The sequence below is a fragment of the Kitasatospora sp. GAS204B genome (assembly GCF_029892155.1).
GTDB lineage: Bacteria > Actinomycetota > Actinomycetes > Streptomycetales > Streptomycetaceae > Kitasatospora.
Map to the genome: position 1 here is coordinate 294,104 of NZ_JARZAG010000006.1, position 16,932 is coordinate 311,035.

At 71.4% G+C, this 16,932-nt stretch carries 17 protein-coding genes and 1 pseudogene; 5 read left to right on the forward strand and 13 right to left on the reverse strand.

Going from position 1 to position 16,932, the window contains the following annotated elements:
- Window positions 1–13 precede the first annotated feature (13 nt).
- Window positions 14–994 (forward strand): helix-turn-helix domain-containing protein, encoded by a 981-nt coding sequence (locus tag P3T41_RS11100; protein WP_280689506.1) that lies wholly within the window; start codon window positions 14–16, stop codon window positions 992–994.
- A 9-nt stretch (window positions 995–1,003) separates the two neighbouring features.
- Here P3T41_RS11100 and P3T41_RS11105 read toward each other — a convergent pair whose 3' ends face one another.
- From P3T41_RS11105 to P3T41_RS11150, 10 genes are all read right to left on the reverse strand, one after another.
- On the reverse strand, window positions 1,004–2,473 hold the full coding sequence (locus P3T41_RS11105; RefSeq protein ID WP_280689507.1) for a hypothetical protein: 1,470 nt from the start codon (window positions 2,471–2,473) through the stop codon (window positions 1,004–1,006).
- A 324-nt stretch (window positions 2,474–2,797) separates the two neighbouring features.
- A complete protein-coding gene (locus P3T41_RS11110; protein ID WP_280689508.1) occupies window positions 2,798–3,781 on the reverse strand; it encodes a helix-turn-helix transcriptional regulator in 984 nt (327 codons plus the stop codon).
- 122 nt (window positions 3,782–3,903) lie between these two features.
- A complete protein-coding gene (locus P3T41_RS11115) occupies window positions 3,904–5,136 on the reverse strand; it encodes a galactosyltransferase-related protein (protein WP_280689509.1) in 1,233 nt (410 codons plus the stop codon).
- A gap of 15 nt (window positions 5,137–5,151) precedes the next feature.
- The gene (locus tag P3T41_RS11120) at window positions 5,152–6,447 is read right to left on the reverse strand and encodes an MFS transporter (RefSeq protein ID WP_280689510.1); all 1,296 of its coding nucleotides are present in this window, start codon (window positions 6,445–6,447) and stop codon (window positions 5,152–5,154) included.
- Window positions 6,444–7,460, reverse strand: coding sequence for a hypothetical protein (locus P3T41_RS11125; protein ID WP_280689511.1), 1,017 nt, complete (start codon window positions 7,458–7,460; stop codon window positions 6,444–6,446). The genes P3T41_RS11120 and P3T41_RS11125 overlap by 4 nt, the downstream gene beginning before the upstream one ends.
- On the reverse strand, window positions 7,457–8,350 hold the full coding sequence (locus tag P3T41_RS11130) for an LLM class flavin-dependent oxidoreductase (protein WP_280689512.1): 894 nt from the start codon (window positions 8,348–8,350) through the stop codon (window positions 7,457–7,459). The genes P3T41_RS11125 and P3T41_RS11130 overlap by 4 nt, the downstream gene beginning before the upstream one ends.
- On the reverse strand, window positions 8,347–9,504 hold the full coding sequence (gene ribD / locus P3T41_RS11135; protein WP_280689513.1) for a bifunctional diaminohydroxyphosphoribosylaminopyrimidine deaminase/5-amino-6-(5-phosphoribosylamino)uracil reductase RibD: 1,158 nt from the start codon (window positions 9,502–9,504) through the stop codon (window positions 8,347–8,349). Before ribD ends, P3T41_RS11130 begins: the two co-directional genes overlap by 4 nt.
- Before the next feature lie 3 nt (window positions 9,505–9,507).
- Window positions 9,508–10,059 (reverse strand): NADPH-dependent FMN reductase, encoded by a 552-nt coding sequence (locus P3T41_RS11140; RefSeq protein WP_280689514.1) that lies wholly within the window; start codon window positions 10,057–10,059, stop codon window positions 9,508–9,510.
- 42 nt (window positions 10,060–10,101) lie between these two features.
- The gene (gene ribA / locus P3T41_RS11145; protein ID WP_280689515.1) at window positions 10,102–10,743 is read right to left on the reverse strand and encodes a GTP cyclohydrolase II; all 642 of its coding nucleotides are present in this window, start codon (window positions 10,741–10,743) and stop codon (window positions 10,102–10,104) included.
- 40 nt (window positions 10,744–10,783) lie between these two features.
- On the reverse strand, window positions 10,784–10,960 hold the full coding sequence (locus P3T41_RS11150) for a hypothetical protein (protein ID WP_280689516.1): 177 nt from the start codon (window positions 10,958–10,960) through the stop codon (window positions 10,784–10,786).
- Window positions 10,961–11,401: 441 nt separating this feature from the next.
- On the opposite strand from P3T41_RS11150, the gene P3T41_RS11155 reads away from it, so the two are divergent.
- Window positions 11,402–12,832 carry a hypothetical protein gene (locus P3T41_RS11155; protein WP_280689517.1) on the forward strand — a complete coding sequence of 477 codons (1,431 nt, stop codon included), beginning with the start codon at window positions 11,402–11,404 and terminating at the stop codon, window positions 12,830–12,832.
- Between the two features lie 110 nt (window positions 12,833–12,942).
- Here P3T41_RS11155 and P3T41_RS11160 read toward each other — a convergent pair whose 3' ends face one another.
- A complete protein-coding gene (locus P3T41_RS11160) occupies window positions 12,943–13,302 on the reverse strand; it encodes an SDR family NAD(P)-dependent oxidoreductase (protein ID WP_348533644.1) in 360 nt (119 codons plus the stop codon).
- On the opposite strand from P3T41_RS11160, the gene P3T41_RS36915 reads away from it, so the two are divergent.
- Window positions 13,273–13,512, forward strand: a complete 240-nt coding sequence (locus P3T41_RS36915; RefSeq protein ID WP_348533645.1) for a hypothetical protein — start codon at window positions 13,273–13,275, stop codon at window positions 13,510–13,512. The genes P3T41_RS11160 and P3T41_RS36915 overlap by 30 nt on opposite strands.
- A gap of 91 nt (window positions 13,513–13,603) precedes the next feature.
- Here the strand turns inward: P3T41_RS36915 and P3T41_RS11170 are convergent.
- Window positions 13,604–14,224 (reverse strand): annotated as a pseudogene (locus tag P3T41_RS11170) (histidine phosphatase family protein); the annotation flags it as partial.
- A gap of 246 nt (window positions 14,225–14,470) precedes the next feature.
- A complete protein-coding gene (locus P3T41_RS11175) occupies window positions 14,471–14,935 on the reverse strand; it encodes a hypothetical protein (RefSeq protein ID WP_280689519.1) in 465 nt (154 codons plus the stop codon).
- 217 nt (window positions 14,936–15,152) lie between these two features.
- Between P3T41_RS11175 and P3T41_RS11180 the strand changes: the two genes are divergently transcribed.
- Both P3T41_RS11180 and P3T41_RS11185 read left to right on the forward strand, forming a co-directional pair.
- Window positions 15,153–16,178, forward strand: coding sequence for an ABC transporter ATP-binding protein (locus tag P3T41_RS11180; protein WP_280689520.1), 1,026 nt, complete (start codon window positions 15,153–15,155; stop codon window positions 16,176–16,178).
- Complete coding sequence (locus tag P3T41_RS11185) at window positions 16,175–16,930, forward strand: ABC transporter permease subunit (protein WP_280689521.1); 756 nt, start codon at window positions 16,175–16,177, stop codon at window positions 16,928–16,930. The genes P3T41_RS11180 and P3T41_RS11185 overlap by 4 nt, the downstream gene beginning before the upstream one ends.
- Window positions 16,931–16,932: the final 2 nt, after the last annotated feature.

Here is a 16,932-nt window from a genome sequence, read left to right on the forward strand (position 1 = left end):
CAAGGGGCTCCACATGAATGTCGCACTGACCACGGCCGGCCTGCCGGACGACGACAAGCTCGACTACTGGAACAAGGCCCTCACGCGCACGCTCGTCCCGCAAGCGGTCACACCCCGGGTCAGGACACCGTTCTCGGGCCGGCTCACCTCCTACCGGCTGGGCTACCTCCAGGTCTCCACCATCGAGGCGGACCCGCAGCGCATGAGCCGCACCGACCGGCACATCGCCCAGTCCGACGGGGAGTTCGTCTCCGTCGGACTGCAGAGCTCCGGGCGCGGCGCGCTGGCCCAGAACGGGCGCACCGCCCAGCTGGCGCCGGGCGGGCTCGTGCTCTACGACACGGCCCGTCCCTATACCCTCGACCAGCTTGAGCCCTTCCGCCTGCACGTCTTCCAACTGCCCCGCCGCGTCCTGGCGATGCGCGAGGCGGAGATCCACCGCGTCACCGCGACGGAACTTCCCCCGGACACAGGGATGACGGGCATGCTGACGCCCTTCCTGACCACTCTGGTCACCACCGCCGAGCAGTGGAGCCCGCGGGTGGGCGAACAACTGGCGGGCACCGTCAGCGACCTGCTGGCCGCGCTGATCGGCGAGCAGGCCGCGGAACACGAGCCGCCCGACGGGGGGAGCGCCGGTCGCGGCATGGCACGGCGCGTGCGCGGCTACGTCAACGATCACCTGTCGGACCCCGACCTCTCCCCCCAGACGGTCGCCGCCCACCACCACATCTCCGTCCGCTACCTGCACCGACTCTTCGAGGGTGAGGGGATGACGATCACGCGGTGGATCCTGCAGCGCCGGCTGGAGGAGTGCAGCCGCGAACTCGCGCGCCGCGGGCGGGTCAGCCCGACCGTGTCCTCGGTCGCGCAACGCTGGGGCTTCGTCAACGCCGCCCACTTCAGCCGCGCCTTCCGCACCGCGTACGGCATGTCGCCACGGGAGTGGCGTAGCACGGCACTCACCACGGACCGGCCGCCGGGTGCCCCTTGAGGTCTCCGACTACGAGGCGAGTTTCGCGGCGATCAGCTTCTTGGCGCTCGCCGGTTCGTCGCGCATCCTGAGTCCGTCCCAGTCGAGCCCGAGGGCTGTGACGGTCTTCCGCGCCTCCGCTGCCCGGACCCGGTCGGTGTCCGGTCCGCCCTTGGCCATCTCGTAGAGCGCGGAGGCGTACTCCTCGCGTTTGCTCGGCCCCGCCTTCTTCCAGAAAGCCAGGGTCTTGCCGAGTCGTGCGAGAGCGGGGCGGGTGGGCTTGCCATCGGCGTCGGGCCCGGCCAACTGCTCCCAGCGCCTGGCGAAGTACTTCCATGCCTTGTACGAGGCAAGGCCCAGCCCGAGGGCGGCAGCGGCGCCGGCGAGCCCCCAGCCGACCGGGGTCGCGAGCAGCACGCTCGCGCCGGCGGCCGTGCCCGCGGCGACGGCGATCGAGGTGACGAGAGAGGCGACGCCGCCCGCCGATCCCAGCGCCCCACCCGTCGCGGTGATGATCTTCTTGATCCGGCCACGCTCGTTCTTCCGCACCGCGTATGCCTGGATCATGCGCAGCGAGATCTGCTGGGGTGCGCCCGCCCGATGCTGCTCGACCTCCGCGGCGGCTTCACCGAGCCCGCGTTCCATGGCGACCCGGACGTCCTCCCGCTGTTTCTGTCTCGCCAACGCCTCCAGGAGGCCGGCGTTGGCCTCCTGGAGATTCCGCTCCAACTCGTGGACCTCCAGTCGCGCCTGCTTGAGGGTGTCCAGGTCGGTTCCCAAGGGCCGGTCCATCGGCGAACGGCTCATCTCCTGAACGCGGGCCTGGTACGTCACACTCTTGGACTCGAACAACTCGTCGAGCGCGTACACCAGTTCACGGCATGCGGCGACCTCCTGGTCCGCGGCCTCCAACGCCCTCCTCGGCTCCTGGTCCTCCGCGGACATCAGTGTCCGCAACGCCGTGACCCGCGCATGCGCCTTGGCGGCCTTACGGGCGTACCGTCCCGTCTGCACCACTGTCGCGGGCAGTCCGACCGCGCCGCCTGCCGAGAAGACGGCGTTGTACAGCGGGGTGGCCTGCCCGGCGTAACTCAACGCTCCGCCCGTCCCGTTGAGCACGTTGCCGACCAGGCCGGCGGCGCTCTGGCCGATCTCCGTGCGGGCACTGCCGAGTTCCCGGGATGCCTCCCGGTGCGGCGCGGTGCCCTCCGGATGCGCGTTCCTGCCGTGCTGCGCGTTCCGCATCGCCTTGACGCCGGTGGCGAGCGTGACCCCTGCCGCGATGCTCGAGCCGAAGGGGCCCGCCATGCCACCGGCATAAGAAGCGGGTGTGCTGAAGCTGGGGTCGGTGAACTGCGCCCCGACGGTCGGGCCAGTCGTCGCGGCGACGTTCTGAGCGGCGGTGTCGAGGGTGTCCTTGACCCTGCCCGCGGTGACCTCGCCGTCCTCGGTCTGCCGTGCGATGGTGAGGGCTCGCGACCGTTGGAGTGCCAAGGTCACAGCGGCGTTTCCCATGCTCCGCTGCAGAGCGAGGAGGTCGCCTCGCACCGGGGAGCCGCCGGCTCTACGGGGAGCCGGCGCAGGGTTCCGGTGTGCAGCCGGTGCTTCGGTCTCCCGTTGCGGCTCGCTCCGCTCAGCATGTCTGTGCACACTGCCCTCCCAGCGACGTCCCGCACGCCTCACAGACCGACGCCTCGATCCTCCAGTGCGCGTTCCAGCGGAGCAAGATCGATGACCGGGGACAGGGCTCAAGGTTCCGCTAAGAGCGTCCTGAGGTTACCTGTCGGCCTCCGCCCGGCACCGCCCGTGAGCCCGCCGGCCCGCTCACCGTAGCCAGGCGCGATCGGCGGCGCGGGCGCCGGCCTGGAAGCGGCTGCGCGCGCCGAGGAGATCCATCACCTCCGAGATCAGACGCCTGACGGTGCGTTCGGAGACGCCGAGCTTGCGCGCGGCCATCAGATCGGTGTCGCCCTGGTCGAGAATGCGCAGCAGCGCGTAGTGCTGGCCGGACATGCCGTGCGGGTCGCGGCTCTTGGAGTCGCCCAGTGGCGCGGCGCCCGCCCACACCAGGTCGAAGAGCGCGCACATGGCGGCGACCACGCCCTTGCCGTGCAGCACGGTGGCCGCGTCGGTGCGCTCGGGATCCAGCGGCACCATGGCGACGCTGCGGTCGACGATGATCATGCGCATGGGCAGGGCCGGGACCGTCCGGACCTGCCCGCCGCGCTCGGTGAGCCAGTGCGCGTAGTCGGTGGTCGGCTGGTGGTTGCGCACCGAGTCCAGGAAGGTCGTGCGCACGTCGACCCCGCGACCCAGCAGCTCCTCGTCGAGCGGCCGGCTCGACTCCCGGGCCGCCTCGCTCTGCCCGCCGCCGGGAATGAACGCGAGCACCTGGAACCGGGTCCCGGCGCCGAGTTCCACCAGCCGGTCACGGATCGCGTCCACGCCGACGAGGTCCTCGCCCTGGGTGTACCTGCGGGCGCAGGCCACCTCCGACAGCACGACCTCGATGGCGGCCTGGCACTGCTCGATCTCGTGGCGCCGCCGCGCCAGCTCGGCCTCCTTGTGTGCCAGCAGTGCCTTCAGCCCGAGTTCCGGCACGACCGGTCGCATCACCAGCGGGTCCTCCCAGGAGGACCGGAGGAGGGACAGCCGGGTGAGTTGCTCGTAGGCGGCCGTCACCTCGCCCTCGGTCAGGCCGAGTTCGGCGGGCAGCTCGCACTCGGTCAGGGCAGGGCTGCGCAACAGTGCCAGATACACGGCCTCGGAGGCGTGATCCAGGCCGAACGCCTTCAGTACGGCGGGCATCTCAGGACTCGGCCATGATGACGCGCGGTCTCTGACGGACAGAACCGACAACTCGCTGCATTTCTCGCTCCCCCGTCCTACAACTTCGGAATTGTAGGTCTAGACCACTGCGGAGGCTCGTGTCAACGGTTTACTCCCTGCGGGCCGGGGGCGCGGTCGGCCGCCTGATCGCGCGTCAAGGAGTAGCGATCGATTCGTCCGATCGCCTCGGTCGGCCGCCAAGTCATGTAGGGGATCTCATCGTTGCGGGCCGTCTCGTCCGGTCGGCGCAGCGTCACGGGATGCTGGAGATGGACCATGAAGTCGTCGAAGGTGTAGAGCGCCGTCGATGCCTGGAGCCGCAGGACGAGGTCCACGTCCTCGCCGCCCCAGCCCTCGTACCGCTCGTCCATGCCCCCGATGCGGTCGAAGACCTCACGCGTGAGCCAGACGCAGCCGCCCACCGGTCGGCGCACCCAGAAGCCGCGCAGTGCCTGCGGGTCCAGGGTCGCCTCGCCGTCGAGGCAGCGGGCGCCGACGGCGTGCCCGCTCGAGCCGTCGTCCAGGTAGAGCATGTCGCGGTACGGAAGGACGGCGCCCACCCCCGGGCCCCTGAAACGGTCGACGTTCCGGGCGACGAAACCGCGATCCGGCAGCAGGTCGGCGTCGAAGACGCAGACGGTCTCGGCCTGCGAGGCGGACTGGACGACTCCGACGTTGACGACCCACGCCTTGTTGAACGGGCCTTCGTGCCGGGCGAAGAGGTACTCGTCGGCCACCTGCTCGATCTCCGACTGCCAGCGGGGGGAGTCGTCGGCTTCCACGACCGTCACGGTGTACCCCCCGTCCACCGGTGCCTGGTCCCGCAGACTGGTCAGGCCGGCCAGCAGGTTCCGCAGCCGGTGCCCGGACTCGCTGCGGTCCCGGAACGGGATCACGAGCTGCGCGGCCGCACCCGCCGGCGCCGGGCGAGCGGGCACCGGCAGGGCCTGATGGGACGACAGAGGGCGCGTCGCACCGGAGACCACGTCAGCACCCAGGTGGTAGCCGATGCGTCCGCGGTGGGCCGCCTGCCAGGCCAAGTCGGCCAGCTCGGCCATGCGTTCCGGAAAGCGCGAGGCCATCGGTTCGAGCACCTCCACCAGCCGACGGTGGCGTTCCGGGAGCGTCGGCTCCGCCAGCAGCCGGCGAGCCGCGGGCGCCCACGGTGCGCTGTCCTCGTCCCCGGCCAGCTTGGCGATGGACTCGGTCAACGGCTGCACCCGGTACCAGTGGTACGGGTTCGCGGCGCGGGCGTCCCGGTCCGCGTGGAGAACCAGGGCATCGGCGATCAGGCGAGCCACCGATCGCGGGTCGTTCGTGCGGAGCAAGGACATGATGATCTCCCATCCTCACTGACTCTGCGTCAGTGCTGCGGTGTCGGACAGTGGTTGGTTCGCCGGCTGCGCCCTGCCGACAACAGCCGCGGGCGACAGCAGGCGTTCACTGCGGAGCGCGGCGGCGGCGCCCAGCAGCATCAGCGCGGCCACCACCGCCCACAGGGCGGGCCCGCCCGCCAGGCACAGCGCCCCGAACAGCGCCGGCGCCACCGCGGTGGAGGTGGTCCAGGTGAGCTGGAACAACGCGTTGTAGCGGCCGATGGACCCGGGCGGCGCGCTCGCCGCCACCACCGCGTTCACCGCCGGCCCGCAGACCAGCTCCGCGGCGGTCACCGACAGCACCGACGCCGACGCCAGCACGATCCCGCCGGTTCGCGAAACCTGCGCGGCCGCCACCAGCAGCGTCACCGAGACGGCGAACAGGCCCGCCCCGACCACCATGAGCCGGGTGCGCCGCACTCCGGACAGGGCCCTGGTGATCGCGCTCTGGCAGGTGAACACCAGGACGCAGTTGGCGCCGAAGGAGGTGCTGAGCAGCCAGTGCGGCAGGCCCGCGGCCTGGACCAGGAACGCGGGCAGGACGATGGTGGGGAGCGTCCAGCCGAACGAGATCGCGGTGAACGCCAGGCAGAACAGGACGAAGCCCCGGTCCCGCAGCACTCGCCCGCGCGGCGAGCCCGGCAGCTGCCCGCCGGCAGCAGCGGCGCGGGCAGGGCCGGCGGGGGAGCGGGCGACCCGGTGCTGGGACATGACCAGAGCGGCGGCGACCACGGACGTCGCCGCGTCGATGAGGAGCAGCGCCTCGCCGCTGCGCGCGCTGATGGCCAGCGCCACGGAGGAGACCAGCGCCCCGAGCCCGACGACGCCGTTCTTCAGCACGCTGACGAGCGCGTACCAGTCGTCCAGCTCGCTGCCACGGGCGACGCCGGCCACGTAGACCGGCCAACTCGCCCAGTAGAGCCGGTCGGCGAGCATCACCAGGAATCCGGTGCCGACGATCAGCGGGAACGAGTGCGCGGACAGGAACAGTACGTACCCGGTCGCGGCGATCAGGTTGCTCAGTGCCAGTGGCCTGATCGGGCCGAACCGGTCGACCGGGCCACCCAGCAGCGGACCGAAGGGCAGTGCCAGGATGGTGCCCAGGGACAGGGCCAGACCGACACTCGCGGAGGTCAGTGCGGTGTGCTGTAGCAAATAGAGGAACGACAGCGGATAGAAGACCCCGATGCCGAACGCGTCGACGGCCGCGGCCAGCAGGATCAGCCGATGTCCGCGGGTGTCGGGCAGGGCCTGCCAGGAGCGGCTCACGGCGTCCACTCCAGCGGGCCCGGCGGCGCGCTCCAGGCGGCCGTCGCTTCGGGCAACCGTCGCAGCTCCTCGACCCGCCAGCGCGTCACACCGTGGTTGGACCGCAGCCGCGCGCCGAGGCCCACCGCTCGCCACAGCACGTCGGTCAGCTCGTCCGTCCACTGGTCGAGCCAGCGCCGGTACGCCGTCGGACCGATGGCGCCGAGCACGGCGGTGGACAGGTAGCCGCGGACGGCCCGCGCCGTGTGCTCGCACGGCGCCCGCTCCAGCAGCGCCCCGATGGCCACGCCGTACCCGACGACTTCGGCCAGTGGCAGCACCTCCTCCCGCTCCGGGGGCGAGGGACGGTCCGTGATGGCGACGAACACCGCCGCCGGCGCCGCTCCCGGCCAGCTCCGGCCGATCCGCACCAGGTGGTCTGTCCACGAAGCCTGGCGCCACACCGCAGCACTGGCATCCCACAGCGCGATGCGGGCTCGGCCGAGCAGCAGCCGCGGAAGGATCGTGGGCAGCGGGCTGACCTCGTCCCGCAGCCGACCGCGATCCTCCACGGCGCTGTGCACGCGGATCAGGACGTCGAGCCCACGCTCCCGCGCGAACGCCGCGACCAGGCTGCCGACCGGCGTCCCGGCGGCCGATGTCCCGGCGGCTGATGTCCCGGTGGCTGATGTCCCGGCGTCCGGCCTCCCAGCGTCCGGCCTCCCGGCGGCCGGGTGGCGTGCGGCGTACTCGGCGAACGCGGACGCCTGGCGCGCGGGCAACGCGAAGGCGAGGGCCGGCAGTTGCGCCTGTGGCAGAGCCGCCGCCCACGCGCACCCGCGAAGCGCCGCCAGCCGCACGGCGCTGCCGTTCCACGAGTTCCAGTCGACCTGGAAGGCGAGCGCCGCATCAGGGCGCTGAGCGACCGCCCGCCGGACTTCCTCCGTGAACCCTGGCCCGGGCTCGGCGCCCTCCCGCATGACGAGGTGGTGGGTCGACCCGGTCCCGGTGGCGGTGCCGAGGGCAGGCTTCATGAGGCGTCCCGTCCCGGGCTCGCGCCGGCGGGGACCGGCACGGCGAGGCTGCGGAGATGACCCGCCAGGCAGGCGAGCTGACGGCCGGTCGTGTCGTCGAACGGCAGGTGGAACACCACCCGGTCGAGCCCGGCGGTGGCGTACCGCTCGAGCAGCGGTCCCACCAGGAGCGCGCCGACCTCGACGACCGAGATCCGGCCGAGGTCGCGCACCCCGAGCGGCCTGCTCCGGTCAGCGGTGTCGATCGCCACGCTGAGCTGCATCGTCCTCGGCAGTTCGGGTGCGCCGGGCCGGCCGGCCGGGACGACCCCGGTCAACCGGTCCGGTTCGACGCCGCCCACCATCAGGCCGTCCAGCAGCGGCCCCAGGGCGGAAAGGACGCGCTGGTCCCCGCTCGCCAGCAGGATCGGCGGGGCCTGGAAGGTGGGCGGTGTCTCGAACCGGACGGTGTCCGGCAGGAGCCGGCCGCCACGGCGCAGCACATCGTCCAGGGTTCGCACGGTCTCCAGGAGGTTCTCCCGGCGGGTGTCGGGGTCCAGGCCGTACAGGGCGTTGACGTTGGTCCTGGATCCCGCGCCGATGCCGAGCACCAGCCGATTGCCCGACAGTTGCTGCAGCATGACGACGGATCGGGCCATGCTCAGCGGGTGCCGGTACCCGGTGCACAGGATGGCCGTGCCGAACTCCTCGAACGGCAGGCCCGTGCCCATGGCGTGGGCGAGGTCCGCCACCGGGTCGCCGGCGACGGCGCGGTCGACACCGTCGTTCTCGGTCAGCGTCACGTCCCTGGTCCACACGCCGGTGAAGCCGAGCCGCGCGATCTCGTGCAACCGGCCGAGGTCGTGCTGCCACGGCGCGTCGTAGAGCGGCAGCAGGATGCCCGTCCTCACGGCAACCACCGCCCTCGGTCCGCGGCCGGGCCACGGTCGGCGCCCGCAAAGGCCGCCCCGCCCGCCCCGCCCGCCCCAGCCGGTGCGGCCGAGATCCGCAGGTCCGGGCCGACCCGGACGCAGTCCCGGAACTCCCAGCGGAGCGCCTCGGAGATGGTGGTGACGCCGACGTCCGCCACGGCGCCGGGGCCCGCACCCAGCAGGGCGGGCGCGATGTATCCGACGATCTCGTCCACGCACCCGGCGGTCAGGAACCCCGATGCCGCCACCGGTCCGCCTTCGAGCAGGACCGAGCGGATCCCGAGGTCGAGGAGGCCGGCGAGCAGCGCGTCCGGAGCCAGGCGACCGTCGGACGCTTTGACGGCCAGCAGCTCGACGTTCGGCGGGGCCTCGATGTCCGGGTACGTGTCGGGAACGGCGAGCACGGTGCGCGCGGTTCCGTCGAAGACCCGGGCCGCGAACGGGAGGCCGGCCGACCCGGACGCCATGACGACCCTGATCGGTGGCCGTCCGCCGATGCCGTGCCGCACGCCGAGGTGCGGGTCGTCGGCGCGGACGGTGCCGGCACCGACCAGGACCGCGTCATGCGTCGACCGCAGCCGGTGCGCGTCGGCTCGGGCCTGCGCGGAGGTGATCCAGCGCGAGGTGCCGTCGGGCGCCGCGATCCGGCCGTCCAGCGTGGCGCCGAACTTCCAGGTGACCCACGGCCGCGCCCGGGTGACGTTCTTGAGCCAGAACCGGTTGGCCCACCCCGCCTCGCTCGCCAGCACCCCGCCGACGACCTCGATCCCCGCCGCGGCCAGAGCGGCCGCCCCGCCGGCAGCCGGCAGCCAGGGGTCGGCGACGGCGTAGACCACGCGGGCGATGCCCGCCGCGCGCAGCGCTTCGGTGCACGGACCGGTCCGGCCGGTGTGGTTGCACGGCTCCAGCGTGACCACGGCGGTGCCGCCCGCGGCGCGCCCGCCGGCCGCGGCCAGGGCCACGATCTCGGCGTGCGGTTCGCCGGCCCGCTGGTGACACCCCTCGCCCACGACCCGCTGAGCGCGGTCGAGCAGAACGCAGCCGACGGTGGGATTGGCGCCGGTGCGTCCCAAGCGGCTCGTGGCCAGCTCGACCGCGCGCAGCATGGCGTCGTTCTCGGCCTGTGTGTGCATCGGCTACACCCCCGCCGGAGCGCGGAACAGTGCCGCGAGCCGGTGCAGTTCGGCGGCCATCGCCTGGCAGCGGTCCTGCAGCTCCGCCGATCCCTGGGTCGGCAGGCCGTCGCCCGACAGGAAGTCGTCCGGGCAACTGGCCGCCTGGGTCGGCACCAGCCAGGCGCCCATCGCCTTGGCGACCGTCCGCAGCTGCTCGCACACGACGTTGCCGGTGCGCGGACCGCTCCCGTTGGCCGCGACCGCGACGGGCTTGTCGGCGAACGCGTCGCCCGAGAGTTCGTCCAACACGGCCTTCAGCAGCGCCGAATAGCCGCCGTGGTAGACGGGCGAGACGAGGACGACGGCCTGCGCCGCCGCGACCCGCTCCCGCAACTCCCTTAGCTCCCGCGCGACCTGCGTGGCGGTGCGCCCGAACGGCAGGGCACCCAGCTGCCCGGTGTTGACGATCTCGGGCTCGACGCCGGCCGACTCGAGCGCGTCCGCGATCGCCCGTGCGAGCGCTGCCGTATGGGAGTGCTCACGCGAACTGCCCATGAATACCAGGGCCTTCATACCATTACTCCCCACAATGGCGTCGACATGACGGTTCTCGATTCAGGACGGGCGTCCGCTGAGGGCCAGCGTGTGCCTGGTCACGCGCGCCTTGGTCTCGAGGTAGTAGCGGTTGTCCTCGGTCATGAAGACCCCGGTCGGCACGACGCTGACCACCTCGATCCCGTACTCGGCCAGCTGGGCGGCCTTCTGCGGGTTGTTGGTCAGCAGGCGGATCGCCGAGATGCCCAGCAGCGCGAGCATTTCGGCGGCGACGCGGTAGTCCCGCGAATCCGGCTCCAGGTTGAGCTCCTGGTTCGCGGCGTAGGTGTCGAAGCCACGGTCCTGCAGCACATAGGCGTCGACCTTGTTGTAGAGCCCGATTCCCCGCCCTTCCTGGCGCAGGTAGAGCAGGCAGCCGCCCTCGTCGGAGATCCGTCGCACGGCCTCCTGCAACTGCGGGCCGCAGTCGCACCGGGCGGACCCCAGCACGTCGCCGGTGAGGCACTCGGAGTGGATGCGCACCAGCGGGACGTGCTCCGGTGCGGCGTCGTGGTCGCCGAGGCTGAGGGCGATGTGCTCGTGCTGATCGCTGAGTCCGCGGAAGGTGTGGAGCTTGGCCTCCACGCTGGCACCGGAGTTGAGGTGCATCGGAACGCGGACGGTCGCGCGGATCCGCGCGGACGCGGTCTCGGTGTCGTGCATCGGTTCTCGTCCTTTCTCTTCCGGTCTCTTCCGGTGTCGACTAGTTGCAGGTGGCGGTGGCGGCGTCCCACATCAGGCTTGCCGGGCAGGCCGCCGCCGGCTCGGCAGCGGCGGCCACCGCGTGGTACCCGCTGACCGGACCGACCGCGAACAGGGCTGCGGCCAACGCGAGCGCGGCAAGGCTGACGATCCGGGTGAAGCGAATAGGCGTGCTCATGACATCCCCCTGGATTGACGGGCTGTGGGCGAACAGCAGGGATTGAACTCGGAGCCCCGTGCGTGACTCAGCGATCGATTCGCTGACAACCCAACTGTCGCTCGAGTGCGCACGCGGCTGCCACCGGCAGAACTGGCCGAACCCGGCAGTGCCTGATCCGGCCAGCCCGGCCGCAGAAGGACGCCGCGGTTGGTGTCAGGAGCTGACACCAAGCGCCCCCACTCGCTACAGTGGCCCGTATGACCCCGCTCGTGAGCCGCCGCCATGTCGATCACGGGCGTGCCACCACGACCGGCTGTCGCCGCGTCAGCTGACGCGGCCGCTCTGTTTCACCATCTTCGGCTCCGGTTCAGGAGCCTTGAGCGCCGCCCTCGTTCTTCTCCCCGGGCGGCCCGTGCGCCCGGCCGCCGTCCTTCACCGACCCTGGAACAGGACCCCGCCATGCGTCTGCGCGCCCCGCGCATCGCCGCCGCGCTCACCCTCGCCACCGTGCTGTGGACCACGGCCGCCACCGCCTTCGCCGCAACCCCGGCGTTCGGGCCCCTGCCGCCGCAGAACCCGGCCGCCGCGCCCAACGGCACCGCGACCATGCACGGTGACAGCGCCTCCAGCGACACCACGCCCTACCCGGGCCCGGGCACCGGTCCGGTGCGGTGGAGCCGGACGGCGCTCGCTTCCGCCTGCCCGACGGTGGTGATCGGTGGCGACGGCCTGCCCGTCGCGCTCTGCACCACGATCTTCGGCCAGACCCCGACGGTGCACCTGCTGGACCCGCATACCGGCGCCGACCTGGCCTCGCTCGCGCTGCCCAAAGGCAGCCTCTTCGGCGGCGTCTACGCCTACCTCGACAGCGCCAACTCCCTGGTGGTGGTGGACGGCAACGACAACCTGCTGCGGATCGGCCACCATCAGGGAGCTGGTGGTTGGTCTCTGACGGTTGATCAGTCGACGCCGTTGGCCGGTGCGATCCCGGCCGGTGACAACGTGGCTGGGCTCAGCCCGGGTTGGGGCGGCCGGGTGTGGTTCGCCACCTCGGGCGGCGTGATCGGCACCGCCGACACCGGCACCGGTGTGGTGCGCAGCATCAGCACCGGCGAGGGCGTCGGCAACAGCATCTCCACCGTGCCCGGGCACACCGCCGTCGCCACCGACCACGCGCTCTACCTGCTCTCCGAGGCCCCGGACGGCACCCCGGTGATCGACTGGCGCGCGCCCTACGACCGCGGCCCGGGCCGCAAGCCCGGCCAGCTCAGCTGGGGCACCGGTGCGACCCCGAGCTTCTTCGGACCCGGTGACGGCACCGAGTACGTGACCATCACCGACAACGCGGCCCCGCACGAGCACCTGCTGGTCTACCGGGTCGCGGGCGGTCCGGCACCGGTCTGCACCACGCCGGTGCTGACCTCCACCTCGGCCAGCGGGACCGAGGACGCGGTGATCGCCTCCGGCCGCAGCGTCTTCGTCACCAACACCTACGGCTACCCGTACCCCGCGCTCCCGGCCGGCGCACCGGCCAGCGTGCCCGCCTCGGCGAACTTCGACGGCGGGCTGAGCCGGGTGGACCTGGACGCCGACGGGTGCCACGTGGTGTGGAACAGCGGCGTCAAGTCCGCTGCCCTGCCGCGCCTTTCGCTCGCCGACGGGAAGATCTACACGGTGACCGTCAGCGGACCGACCGGCCTGCTCGGCAGCGACACCTTCGCGAGCTACGCGTACGCCGTGCTCGACCCCGCCACCGGGGCGCAGCTCAGCTCCGTCCCGATCGGGATCGGCCTGCTCTACAACCCGCTGCAGATGACCGGCACCACCGCACCGGACGGCACTCTCTACCAGGGCACCGAGACCGGGGTGCTGCGCTTCACCCGCGGCTGAGCCGCTTGGTGGTGGGGAGCTCGCGGCGTTCTCGGCCGGCGTCCAGCGGCAGTACTCCGGTGAGCACGGCCGGTGGTGTGCGGGCCCAACGGTGGGCCCGCACACCGATTTCAGCGGGTCTGGTCGGTCGGTCGGATCAGGATCTCGTTGACGGCGACGTGTTCCGGCTGGGTGAGCGCGTACAGGACGGTGCCGGCGATGTCCTGGGGCTGAAGGGTTCGCATGGAGTCGGCGTAGTTCCTGGCGAGGGCCTGCATGGCGGGGTCGGTGATGTGGGTGGCCAGCTCGGTTGCGACCATTCCGGGTTCGATGACGATGACGCGTACGCCCTGCGCGGTGACTTCCTGCCGCAGGGCTTCCGAGAAGGCGGTGATGCCGAACTTGGTTGCGGCGTAGACACCGCCGCCGGCAGATGCGGTGCGCCCTGATGTCGAGGAGACCTGCACCACGGCGCCCTTGCTGTCCAGCAGGGAACCGTCCGCAGTGACGTCACGGGCACGGACATCGTGCTGCTACACGCGGGCATCCATCAAACGGCGGCGCCCTTGCTGGCCGCACAGCCGCAGGCATGGCGCCGCTACCTCGAACTGGCCCTGGACGGGCTCCGCGCCACCGGAACCCGCAAACTGCCGTATCCGCCGGGCGACCTGCACCTCGGTGAGCATTCTGGGAAGAGCTGACCTGCGGACGCCGCCATCTCCCTTCGCCGCGCAGCCGTGCAGCGCGTGGAGTCGATGCTGACAAGCGACAGATCCATCTCGCCCCGACTGGTCAGCGCAGATGTGACACGTCGTTGTACAGGCGCATGGACGAGGTCGTGCCGGTGTACGGCACGCTGGAGAAGGAGGCCGGGGAGAGTTCCATCGCGTGCACCGCCTCCGCCGGAGCGTTGAGCGCCAGCTGGATCAGTGCCTTGATCGGCGTGACATGGGTGACGGCGAGGACCAACTTCCCCTGGTACCGGGACAGTAGCTCGTCCCTGGTTCGCGCGATGCGTTCGGCCACCTCGGCGAAGCTCTCCGCGCTGCCGGTGGGGGCCACGTCCGCCGAGCCGTGCCAGGCCTGAAGGTCCTCGGGGAACCGGGAGCGTACTTCCTCGTAGGTCAGTCCCTCCCACTGCCCGAAATCGGCCTCCCGCAGCCCGTCGTCGATCACGAGCTCCAGGCCGAGCCCCCGGGCCACGACCGCCGCCGTCTGCCGGCAGCGCCGCAGCGGGGAGCAGACGACGACGTCGACCCCCGCCGTGGCCAGGAGCGTGGATTCGGCCGCGCGTGCCGCCTGCCGGCGCCCCACCTCGGAGAGTTCGGGATCGGTGCCGCCGCTTCCGGAGAACCGCTTCTGTGGAGTCAGTGTGGTCTCCCCGTGCCGTAGCAGCAGCAGCGTCGTGGGGGCGGCCGAGCCTTCGGCCGCCGGTGACCAGCCGCCGCGTGCCGACAGAGCGGTTGCGGAGCTGATGGACCCGGTGCGCGGGTCTGGTTCTCGTTCCGAGATCATCTGCCCAGACTAGCTTCGAGGCTTCGAGGCGCTTTGACCGTCCGTCACCAGAGGCTCGTCCGGACGTCATTGACATCCAGCGCAACTGGGCCGGCTGACGTGCGTCCCGCCCTGCTGAGTTGACGTCAACCGGTGCGTCCGAGCTCAGTACTCGCCCTTGATCACGAAGTAGGAGCCGCGGATCACCCCGGCCAGCTTTGACTTCTGACGCGCGAACTTGAAACGCGAAGCCAGCTCCTCGGGAACGTCCATGCCCTCCGAGAGCTTGAACCCGACTGCGCGCTTCGCGCCTTCTTCGATGCCGTACATCACGTTGACCGACAGCCCGGACTCGTAGAACACGTAGGCCATCCGGAGCCCGTCCACCTCGAAGGACGTCACCTCGAGCGGGCGGGCGGAGACGACGATCTCGCGCTCGTGGGCGAGGATGCGGGTCACCCAGTCGAGCGTCTCGGGTGCCTCGCTCGCCGGGCTGACGGTGAAGACGTGGTCGTACTTGTTCTTGTAGTAGCGCGCCTCGTTGGCGCGAAGTCCAGCGAGAGCGTCCGCGACCGGGGACGATTCCAAGCCGACGGTGGACACGGTCACGAAGTCGACGACGTACGGCATGGACCCTCCTGGTGACGATCTGTCAGGGCGACTGTAGAGCCGCTCTCGTCGGGCGCACCTCGGGGACACACCGTGCTGGGCCGCGCTTGCGGATCCGCCGAGTCGGCCACAAGGTGCCCTCGGGTGTCGACACAGACAAAGTGATATCACTATGATAGACACCGGCGGCCGGCCCAGGACGACCAGCCGCCCGTAGCCGACACGAGGGACCGGTCAGATGAGACTCACGCGAAGAGGCCCGGCGTCCGCAGCGCAACCGCCCGACGGTGGCGACCTTCCAGGCAACGGCAGGGCCGCCGCGATCGAGGTCAGCCACCTGGCCAAGACCTTCGGTGGCCGGACCGCCGTGCACGACGTCTCGTTCAGCGTCGCCCGCGGCGAGGTCTTCGGGTTCCTCGGCCCCAACGGGGCGGGCAAGACGACGACGGTGCGGATCCTGGGCACGCTGATCGCACCGACCTCCGGGTCGGCGGTCGTGGCCGGCATCCCGCTGACCGCGGGCAACGAGGCCGAGATCCGTCGACGCATCTCGATCATGCCGGAGGCCCCCGGTCTGTACCGGAGGTTGACGGTACGGGAGAACCTGGAGTTCTTCGCCCGCCTGCACGGTCTGGCCGGCCGTGCGGCCCGGATCGACGAGGCGCTGGACGCCGTCAACCTCGTCGACCGCGCGCAGGACGCCTGCGGGAGCCTCTCGAAGGGCCTGCGCCAGCGGGTCGCGCTGGCGCGCACGCTGCTGAACGATCCCGAGGTCATGTTCCTGGACGAGCCCACCTCGGGCCTGGACCCGGTGGCGGCGCACGAGGTGCACGGTCTGATCGACTCGCTGCGGCAGCGCGGCGTCACCGTCTTCCTCACCACCCACCGGCTCAACGAGGCAGAGCGCCTGTGCGACCGGATCGCGATCATGAACACCAGCCTGCAGACCATCGGCCGACCCGACGAACTGCGCCACACGCTCTTCAACAGGTCGCTGGACATCACGACGGCCGCACCGCTCACCGACCCGGACCGCGTCTTCACGGGCCTGCCCGCCGTCGAGGGCTGGCGGGCCGAGGCCCGGTCGGCCGACGGCACGGCCGGCTACGTGCTCCAGGTGTCCGATCCCGCACAGGCGGCGCCCGAGGTGGTCCGCGCCCTGGTGGCCGCCGGGACCGACGTGCTGTCGGTCGGCGAATCGCGGCACTCGCTGGAGGACGTCTATCTCGAACTGGTCGAGGACCAGGAAGGCGGATCGCGATGAGTACCAGCAGCACCAGCACCACCCACATCGCCGCGGTCGTCCGCAAGGAGCTCACCGAGTTCCGGCGCAACCGCTTCATCCTGGCCACGATGGCGGTCCTGCCGGTCCTCTTCCTCATCTCGCCGACCGCCAGCGTCCTGGCGAGCAAGGCGGCCGCGGACAGCCAGAAGCTGGACCACCAGGTGGGCCTGTCGTTGATGTTCCTGATGCTGATCCCGCTCCTGCTGCCAGCCACCGTCGCGGCGAACTCGGTGGTCGGCGAGCGCGAGCAGGGAACCCTGGAGCCGGTGCTGACCACACCCATCCGCCGCGAGGAACTGCTGATCGGCAAGGCGGTGGCGAACCTCATCCCCGCGGTCGTCCTGTCCTACCTCGTGCTCGGCGTCTTCCTGGCGGTCGTGGGCATCGGCGCGAATCCGGTGATCGCCACGGCGATCTCTCACTCGCCGCAACTGCTCGCCGAGGTCTTCTACATCCCGCTGCTGGCCGGCTGGGCGGTCTGGGTCGGCATCGCCGTCTCCACCAAGGCCAACGACACCCGCGTCGCCCAGCAGCTGAGCACGCTGGCGAGCCTGCCTCCGGTCGCGGTGATCGCGCTGATGTCGTTCAACGTGATCAAGCCGACGCTCGCCACCGCGCTCGCCTTCGGGGGCCTCCTGCTGGTCATCGACTTCGCCGCCTACCTGGTCGTCGCGAAGCTCTTCGACCGTGAACGCCTGATCACCGGTACCAAACCCAGCACCGGCCACTGACT

What these genes read in the sequence shown, in the direction of transcription:
- P3T41_RS11185 (WP_280689521.1), top strand. Translation starts at nt 16,175, where the DNA reads ATGAGTACCAGCAGCACCAGCACCACCCACATCGCCGCGGTCGTCCGC.
- P3T41_RS11155 (WP_280689517.1), top strand. Translation starts at nt 11,402, where the DNA reads ATGCGTCTGCGCGCCCCGCGCATCGCCGCCGCGCTCACCCTCGCCACC.
- P3T41_RS11140 (WP_280689514.1), bottom strand. Translation starts at nt 10,059, where the DNA reads ATGAAGGCCCTGGTATTCATGGGCAGTTCGCGTGAGCACTCCCATACG.
- P3T41_RS11175 (WP_280689519.1), bottom strand. Translation starts at nt 14,935, where the DNA reads ATGCCGTACGTCGTCGACTTCGTGACCGTGTCCACCGTCGGCTTGGAA.
- P3T41_RS11115 (WP_280689509.1), bottom strand. Translation starts at nt 5,136, where the DNA reads ATGTCCTTGCTCCGCACGAACGACCCGCGATCGGTGGCTCGCCTGATC.
- P3T41_RS11125 (WP_280689511.1), bottom strand. Translation starts at nt 7,460, where the DNA reads ATGAAGCCTGCCCTCGGCACCGCCACCGGGACCGGGTCGACCCACCAC.
- ribD (WP_280689513.1), bottom strand. Translation starts at nt 9,504, where the DNA reads ATGCACACACAGGCCGAGAACGACGCCATGCTGCGCGCGGTCGAGCTG.
- P3T41_RS11180 (WP_280689520.1), top strand. Translation starts at nt 15,153, where the DNA reads ATGAGACTCACGCGAAGAGGCCCGGCGTCCGCAGCGCAACCGCCCGAC.
- P3T41_RS11100 (WP_280689506.1), top strand. Translation starts at nt 14, where the DNA reads ATGAATGTCGCACTGACCACGGCCGGCCTGCCGGACGACGACAAGCTC.
- ribA (WP_280689515.1), bottom strand. Translation starts at nt 10,743, where the DNA reads ATGCACGACACCGAGACCGCGTCCGCGCGGATCCGCGCGACCGTCCGC.
- P3T41_RS11110 (WP_280689508.1), bottom strand. Translation starts at nt 3,781, where the DNA reads ATGCCCGCCGTACTGAAGGCGTTCGGCCTGGATCACGCCTCCGAGGCC.
- P3T41_RS11150 (WP_280689516.1), bottom strand. Translation starts at nt 10,960, where the DNA reads ATGAGCACGCCTATTCGCTTCACCCGGATCGTCAGCCTTGCCGCGCTC.